The sequence below is a fragment of the Thiohalorhabdus sp. genome (assembly GCF_036628635.1).
Lineage (GTDB): Bacteria > Pseudomonadota > Gammaproteobacteria > Thiohalorhabdales > Thiohalorhabdaceae > Thiohalorhabdus.
In genome coordinates, this window is record NZ_JAZKRM010000078.1 from 1 (window position 1) to 6,231 (window position 6,231).

Consider the following 6,231-nt stretch of genomic DNA (forward strand, 5'->3'; position numbering starts at 1 on the left):
CTCCAGACCCTGCTGGCCGACGACCTCGCGGCCGTGGACCGGGCCATCCACGAGCTGCTGGACTCGGATATACCGCTCATTCCCCTGGTCGGCAACTACGTCATCGACAGCGGCGGCAAGCGCATGCGGCCCATGGTCATGCTGGCCGCCACGCGCATGTTCGGCTACACCGGGTCGCGCCACCACACCCTGGCGGCGGTGATCGAGTTCATCCACACCGCCACCCTCATGCACGATGACGTGGTCGACGACTCCCAGCAGCGGCGCACCAAGCCCACCGCCAACGCCGTGTGGGGCGCCCAGGCGCCGGTGCTGGTGGGCGATTTCCTGTTCGCCCGCTCCTTCGAGGCCATGGTCGCCGACGGCGAGATGCGGGTGCTCGACATCCTCTCCCGCGCCACGCGCGATCTGGCCGAGGGGGAGGTGCTGCAGCTGGCCAACGTCCACGACCCGGACGTGGACGAGGCCAACTACCTGCGGGTGGTCGCCGCCAAGACCGCAGTGCTGTTCGAGGCGGCGGGCCGCCTGGCGGCCATCGTCAGCGGCCGCGGCACCGACGACGAGGAGCGCATGGCCACCTACGGGCACAACCTGGGTGTGGCCTTCCAGCTCATCGACGACTGCCTGGACTACAGTGCCACCGCCGAGGCCTGGGGCAAGCAGCTGGGCAACGATCTGGAAGAGGGCAAGCCCACTCTGCCCACCATCCACGCCCTCGCCAACGCCAACAAGGGCGAGCGCGACGCCATACGGCGGGCCCTGGAAGAGGAGGGGGTGGCCCTGCTGGATCCGGTCCGCGCCGCAATTGAGCGCACCCGGGCCATTGAGTACACTGTCGAAGCCGCCCGCGAGCGGGTGGAGAGGGCCAAGCAGGCCCTGACCGGCCTGCCCGACACCGCCGAGCGCCGCGCCCTGGCCGAGGTAGCCGACTTCGTGGTGAGCCGGGAATACTAGCCCGGCGCCCGGTCCGCGCCTACCCGCTCAGTCACCCCCACAGGACCCGGACGGGCCCTTAATCAGCGAGACCATGATCCTCCGCCTGATCGCCCTCGCCATCCTGATCTTCTTCGCCTACCGGCTCATCCGCCGGGCGGCCGATCGCCTGTTGCCCCAGGCCCCGCCCGATCCCAAGGCCCCCGAGAGCCAGCCCATCGTGCCCTGCAAGGCCTGCGGCACCTTCGTCCCCCGGGACGAGGCGATCATCGACGACGACGGCGACCAGTTCTGCAGCGAGCAGTGCCGCGACCGACTGCGCCAATAGCCATCCGACGCGTCTCGTCGCCCACAGGTGACCCGTTTCGTCACCCAACGGCGCCCGATGCCGCCAAAAGAGGCGCAACGCGGGGAGCGGACCTATTGGCACACCCCTTGCTTTACACCATCGTGCCCGCCGGCTTGCGAGCCCGCGGCCCCACACCGGCTAACGGCCGTTCAACCCAACAGGAGGAGCACCCATGCTCACCAAGCTCACGGCCCGCAAGGGCGAAAAGGGCTTCACGCTCATCGAGCTGATGATCGTGGTGGCCATCATCGGCATCCTCGCCGCCATCGCCATCCCGCAGTTCGCGCAGTATCGCGAGAGCGCCAATAACTCGGCCTCGCAGAGCGATGCGCGTAATGCCGTTACCAGCTTCGTCGCCAACATGATTTAACCGCCTTCAGGCCTAGGAACAGGAGTGATACATGAATAACAAGACCCTTTTTGCAGCCTTGGTGAGCCTGCCGGTGGCCGTTGGCGCGCCGGTGGGTGGCTCAGCTTTCGCAGCCGTCAGCGGTCAGGTTACCTTCAGCAATACCCAGGCGGATGCCCAGCAGTTCAATATCCAGACTGCCAACCGGGCCACTACTGCCGATGCCAACATCGCCAGTAGCCAAACTATTGCTACCAGCGGTCCGCTACGGCGTTCTACCGCCATCACCCTTTCCTCGGGGGTGGTGATGAGCTTGGCCGCTAGCGACGATGATGGGGCCAGTGCCACCGGCAGCCAGATCGCCGCCGGCACGGCGCACAACGGCGGGAGCTCCTCCTTCGGTGCAACCACGGCCGGCGGTGGTGTAAGCGAGTGCCCCGATAACAACTGCAGCAACATGAATGCCGATGCCTCGACCATGGCTACCAATGCCGGAAACACCGCCGGTATTTGATTGCCGCGGTCATTAACCGGCTGCTAAGCCGAAAAGAAGGGGACGGCCACGGCCGTCCCCTTCTTCAGTCCAACGTTCAGGATTCGTATCCGCCATCCCGGATCCACGGCTCCAGGCCAGGCAGAAGCTTCTCGAAATACTGGGAATAGGCCCGCCAACGCCCCGCAGCCCCCTGATACAGGGGCTGATGCACCTGGGCATAGCTAGCCGTGCTAACCGCACCCCGCGCGGCTACGGTGCTTCGATAATCCCGGACCCCCTCGTCCCAATCCAGGCCGAGGAAATCCAGGATTTCCGCCACCACGCCATCGAAGTCCCCCACCAGATCCTCGTAACGGACCTCGTGATAGCCAGGCGCCAAAAGCCGCCGATACCGTTCCCATAGTTCCATAACCCGAGCAAACAATGCCGCGGCATCCTCGAGGGTGTGAAAATTGGCCATGGCCGGGTTGGGGGCGAATAGCTGCATAAATGCGCTAAGGATGCAGTCGCACGGGTGCCGGCGAGCGAACAGGAATCGCGCCTCGGGAAAGAGCCGATAGAGCAGGCCTACCTCCACCGTGCGCAAGGGCATCTTATCCACGATTAGGGATCCTGGCCCCATCCCGGTCTTCCCCAAAAATCCATCACGGGCTTCGCGATAAAGAGCCCGCATCTGCGCCACATCCCGCTCGTTGAGCCCTTTCACGCCCTCGATAATCCCCCCCTTGTCCTCCCGCAGGTAACGCCAAAGGGGAGCGATGGTTGGCTCTTCCTCCAGCACGGTTACTGCGGGATGACTGTCTAAGATCTGGTGAAGCAAAGTGGTACCGGAACGGGGGAACCCCACCAGGAAAACCGGTACCCGCCCTTCTCGGCTGGGGGGTAGAGGCGCTCCCCATGATTCGAGCTCCTTTTCGCTGAAAGCCCCGTCGATGGTCCCCAAGAACCGCAGATAACCGTCTTTGGGCGAACGCTGGAACTCCGGCTGCTCGGCCTGGCGCTGGTTGGCCTTCTGGAAAAAGGCAAAAGCCCGGTCCGTTTCACCCAATTGGTCGTGGATTTGACCGAGCTCTGCCCAATAACCGGGATGGCGATAGCCCACCGGCTCCGGCGGCAGCCAGTCCTGGGCCACATCCGGCCGCCCCCCACGGCGAGCAAGGCGGGCGGCCCAGAAGCGCACCCCTTCCACCTTAGGCAGGCACTCCCGCAGAGGAGCCAACCCTTCCTCGGCCTCCTCCAACCGATTCAACCGCTCCAGGATCGCGACCTGCAGAGTACGGGACTCCCGGTTCCAGGGCTCCAATTCGGCAGCCCTTTGCGCGGCCTGCAGTCCCCGGCCAAAGTCCTGCTGATACACTAAAGTCAGGGCAAGGGGGTACCAGACGCCGGCGGTTTCCGCACCGAGTACCAGGGCATGACGACCCACCCGACCGGCCTCTTCCGGCTGGCCCAGACGTTGCAAGGCATAACCACGAAATGCGGCTGCCTCGGCAAACTCCGGGTCCACGCCCAGGGCCTCCCGGCAGGCGGCCTCGGCATCCCCGAATTGCTCATCTTGGGCGTAGGCCCGCGCGAGGACCAGGTAACCCTCCGCATCGGCCGGATATTGGGCAAGCAATTGGGCGGCGGTGGTTTGGGCCTCTTGGGTTCTGCCTTGGAGGGTGAAAGCCAAAACCGCCAAGCGGCCCACCTGCGCCGATTCCGGAGCCCGGGCCATAAGGGCATCCAGAACCGGGTTTGCCACCTCCCATTCCTCCCGGATCAGATAGAGCCTGAGAAGAGCGGCCAAGGCCTCTTGTTCCTTGCCCGGATGTCCCCCGAGAACGGCAACCAAGGCATCCTCTGCGGCCTCGAAGCGCCACTCGGCCAGCAGGAGTTCGGCCCACTCCATGGCTTCTTCATCTTGCGGAGCGGTTCCCTCCAAACTTTCGAGCCGTTGCCGAGCCTCGGGCAGCCAGCCGGCCTTCCGGCAAACCTGGGCCATGGTCAGGCCTTGTTCTGGGCGGCCACCGAACTCGGAGGCGGCCTCCCGGTAACAGGCATAGGCCTCCGGATAGCGCTTTCGCCCCTCCAGGGCTTGGCCCAGCAGCCAATGCAGCTCACCCCGATCCGTCTCGTACAGAAGGGCGCTCCGGAAGCTCTCCACGGCGTCCTTGAAGCGCTGCGCCTCTAGCTGTTTCCGGCCCAAACGGGAAAAGGCGCTAAAGGCCTGGGGCTCTTCCATCCGCTCTTTCTGGCCAACCGTCTGAGCCAGGGGCAAGAGGCGGTTGCCGTATCGTCGCCAGCGTTCCACCGCCCCGGTGTAAAGCGGTTGCCGGACCTGGACGGAACTGGCAGTTCGGACTGGCCCCTGGTTCTCGAAGAAGCGCAAGCACGCTTCGTTCCATGGCAACCCGCAATGCTCCAGCAAGGCCGCCACATTGGCTTCGGGGTCGGCGACCAGGTCCTCGTACCGAATTTCGGTGAGCAGGTTGGGATCGGCCACTTGCCGCCAGTGGTCCATGGCTTCCCGGAACCCCTGGTAGGCAATTCCGATATCCTCCAGGCCATAAGAGAAATTCACCCCGGCAAAATGCTTGGAGAAAATCGAGAGACCGCTATCCAGGGGGTCGCGTTGACAGCAGACCACCTTGGCATTGGGCAGTATGGCCTGGATCAGACCGATATAGGTGTAGTTGCCGGGACTCTTATTGACGACGCGCGAGTCGCTGCCGACGAGTCGCGCCATCTGCGTCACATAGAAAGCCCCGAGCCGCTTAGCCTTTTCCGGGTCGAGGAAATGGTCCCAGCGATCCGTATCCAAGCTTCCTTCCTGGACCTGGATCTCCTTCTGGATAAGGCCCATCAGATCGCCTGCCTCCCCGGCGCCCGTAACCTCCGGATGGGCGCTAAGGATCTGCTCCACCAGGGTCGTTCCCGAGCGCGGCATGCCGACCACGAAGATGGGCACATCCGATTCGTGGCCCCAATCCCGGCACTGGTCCAAGGCTTCCGCCGTAAAGGCCTCCCCCCAGGCACGATCCCGGTTGGGCATTGCCACTGGAAGGATGCGCTTGCCGCGCCGAACTAACTGGTTGGCCTCCAGCCAATATTGGAAGGCTGACTCATAATCCCGCTGGGCAGCGTAATAATCCCCCAAACCGAAGGCCAGGAAGGGGCGATCGGCCGGTGAAAGTTCGGGCGAGCGGTACCACTCCTCCAGTCCATCGATCTGGAGGTCGACCTGATAATGGGCCAGGAATGGGGCTAGGCTGTAATAGGCCGTGGAATCTTTAGGGTCGATGCGGAGGGCTTTCTCGTGACACTGGATGGCTTCCTGGGTATTCCCCAAGATGCGCAGACAGTTTCCCAACTGGTTATGCAGCCGAAGCGAATCCGGATGCTGGATTAACCCCTGACGAATGGTCTTTTCGGCCGCTTCCAGCCGGTCCATCTGCAATAGGATCTCTACCTTGCTGGACCAGATCTCCGCGTTCCCGGGATCCTGACCGAGCGCCTGATCGAGATTTTCCAGGGCGCCAGCAGGGTCGCCTCGCGCATGGAGGATAAATGCCAGGTGGGTACGCGCCACTGCGAGATCGGGCTGGAGCTCAAGAGCCGACTTGGCATCCGCTGCAGCCTCATCAAGGCGGCCGAGCCGCCGGCGCAGCCCACAGCGATTGTTGAGAGCCTCGGCGAAGCGGGGCTCAAGTTCGAGAGCGGCCTCGTAAGCGTTCAGGGCCTCCAGGTCCCGCCCCAAGGCTTCTAGCACCAGGCCAAGATGATAATGAAATTGCGGTCGGTTAGGCTGCTCCTGAAGGGATTGGTTGATATAGTCTTGGGCCAGCCAATTGTCTCCGCTCTGATGGTAGAAAATCCCTAAAAAGTGGAGAGCTTCAGGGTGGTTGGGATCTGCGGCAAGGGCTGCCAAATAACCCTTCTCCGCCTCCTCCGTTAGGCCTTGCTGGTGTGCAGTAAAGGCTTGTTGGACAAGGTCATTGGCTGCAGAAGAATCGATCGTTTCAAGCGCCATAGGTTTGGAGTTACCCCGTTTCCGTGGACACGTAACTGCTTGGCTCATGCCGCTGCCATCCAGGCCTGCTCATAGGCCTTGGGAGATCGGTA

5 protein-coding genes are annotated in these 6,231 nt (G+C 63.4%); 4 read left to right on the plus strand and 1 reads right to left on the minus strand.

Annotated elements, in window-relative coordinates:
- The 4 genes from V5A19_RS13340 to V5A19_RS13355 form a co-directional block, all read left to right on the plus strand.
- Window positions 1-954, plus strand: a 954-nt coding sequence (locus V5A19_RS13340) for a polyprenyl synthetase family protein (RefSeq protein WP_332327921.1), incomplete at its 5' end; no start/stop codon positions are given.
- A gap of 73 nt (window positions 955-1,027) precedes the next feature.
- The gene (locus V5A19_RS13345) at window positions 1,028-1,261 is read left to right on the plus strand and encodes a PP0621 family protein (protein WP_332319790.1); all 234 of its coding nucleotides are present in this window, start codon (window positions 1,028-1,030) and stop codon (window positions 1,259-1,261) included.
- A 193-nt stretch (window positions 1,262-1,454) separates the two neighbouring features.
- Window positions 1,455-1,652, plus strand: coding sequence for a prepilin-type N-terminal cleavage/methylation domain-containing protein (locus V5A19_RS14430; RefSeq protein WP_443081467.1), 198 nt, complete (start codon window positions 1,455-1,457; stop codon window positions 1,650-1,652).
- Between the two features lie 31 nt (window positions 1,653-1,683).
- The gene (locus V5A19_RS13355) at window positions 1,684-2,145 is read left to right on the plus strand and encodes a hypothetical protein (protein WP_332327922.1); all 462 of its coding nucleotides are present in this window, start codon (window positions 1,684-1,686) and stop codon (window positions 2,143-2,145) included.
- 76 nt (window positions 2,146-2,221) lie between these two features.
- On the opposite strand, the gene V5A19_RS13360 is transcribed toward V5A19_RS13355, so the two are convergent.
- Window positions 2,222-6,187 carry a sulfotransferase gene (locus V5A19_RS13360; RefSeq protein WP_332319792.1) on the minus strand — a complete coding sequence of 1,322 codons (3,966 nt, stop codon included), beginning with the start codon at window positions 6,185-6,187 and terminating at the stop codon, window positions 2,222-2,224.
- Between the last annotated feature and the right edge of the window lie 44 nt (window positions 6,188-6,231).